This is a genomic window from Komagataeibacter kakiaceti JCM 25156 (assembly GCF_000613305.1).
The window spans coordinates 1-1612 of record NZ_BAIO01000517.1; the positions used below are offsets into that span (position 1 = coordinate 1).

The following is a 1612-nucleotide window of genomic DNA, read 5'->3' on the forward strand; positions in this document are numbered from 1 at the left end:
CGGCGCACGGCCCCGCTGGCGGCCCCGCTGGCGTTCTGCATCAGTTCGGCCGCGTTCTATTTCGCGGCCCTGGCCTCGTCGCTCATGACGCTGGACGTGTACGGCAGGCAACGCACCGTGGACCTGCTGACCGGGCCGATGGAACTCATGCATGAAGGATGGGGGGAGGCCGGGATCCTCGTGGGCGCGGTCACGGTGCTCGCCCCCGCCGTGGCCATCGGGTTCATGTTCGCCATCCTGTATGCGGCGCGCGCCCGCAACTGCCCGACTGGGGGCCGCGCATCCTTGTCTGGTATGACAAGTTGCGGCCGTGGTCGATGGTCGAGGTCTATATTCTGGGCATCTTCGTCGCCTACACCAAGCTGACGGACATGGCGCATGTGGATGTGGGGCCCGCCGTGTACCTGATCGGCGCGTTGATGCTGACCATGGCGGCCACGGATTCGACACTGGATACCGACATGATCTGGCGGCACCGCCGGATCGATTCCCTGACCCGCGCGGAAGGGGATGAGGCGGTGGCCGTCGCGTACGTGCATATTGACGACATCCCCATGCCACCCGTCGATCATCTGGTGGCGTGCACGGCGTGCGGGCTGGTGGGCGAACTGTCGCACCCCGTCTCCAACCTGAGCTGCGTGGGGATCTGCCCGCGCTGCGAACACAGGGTCTGGCGTCGCCTGCCGCAGACGCTGGCCCGCACCACCGCCTTCCTGATCGCGGCGATCGTGTTCTACATTCCCGCCAATCTCTATCCGGTCATGACTTTCCTGCGCATGGGCGGCGGTGGCGGGCACACCATTATCGAAGGCGCGATCGAGCTGTGGATGGATGGCATGATCCCGCTCTCGCTGCTGGTGTTCTTCGCCTCCATCACCGTGCCGATGCTCAAGATCCTCAGCCTTGGGTGGATGATCGCCCAGACATGGCGCGGCGCGCGCGGGCATCTGGTCGCGCGGACCCGCCTGTTCCGGGTGGTCGATATGGTGGGGCGGTGTCCATGATCGATGTGTTCATGATTTCCATTCTTGTCGCGGTCGTACGCTTCAACGCCATGGCCAGTGTCACGGCCAATGCCGGAATGGTGGCGTTCGCCGCCGTGGTGGTGCTGACCCTGCTGGCGGCGTGGAGCTTTGACCCACGGATCATGTGGGACGCGGCTGGCCGCAACGGCCCCGTTCCGGACGGCCTGCCGCCTGCCGTGCTGCGCGCGCAGGTGGTCCATGCCACTCCGTCTTCCCTTTCCCCGGCCAGCATGGAGCCAGACCAGGCGTGAATGACGATTTCCTTTCCAATGATCAGCAGGGTGTTCCGCCACAGGCCCGGACGCGACGGTACCGTTTCTCGGTTGTCTGGCTGGTGCCGATCGTCGCCATCCTGATCGCGGGGTACCTGGGCTGGCGCGGGCTGACGGGCCGCGGGCCGCTGATTGTCATAACCTTCGATACGGCGGATGGGCTGGTCAGTGGCCAGACCGAGATCAAGAACAAGGCGGTGCCGCTTGGCACGGTCGATTCCATCCGGCTGAGCGATGACCTGCACCATGTCGAGGTCCGCGTGCGCATGACCGCGTCGGCCGGGCGCATGCTGACCGACCGCGCCCGCTTCTGGG

1 protein-coding gene and 1 pseudogene are annotated in these 1612 nt (G+C 65.9%); both read left to right on the plus strand.

The genetic code is table 11. The annotated features are described in order from the left end of the window. A pseudogene (locus JCM25156_RS25375) lies at positions 1–1276 on the plus strand (paraquat-inducible protein A); the annotation flags it as partial. After that, positions 1273–1612, plus strand: a 340-nt coding sequence (locus tag JCM25156_RS25380) for an MlaD family protein (RefSeq protein WP_034960410.1), incomplete at its 3' end; no start/stop codon positions are given. The pseudogene JCM25156_RS25375 and the gene JCM25156_RS25380, both read left to right, overlap by 4 nt.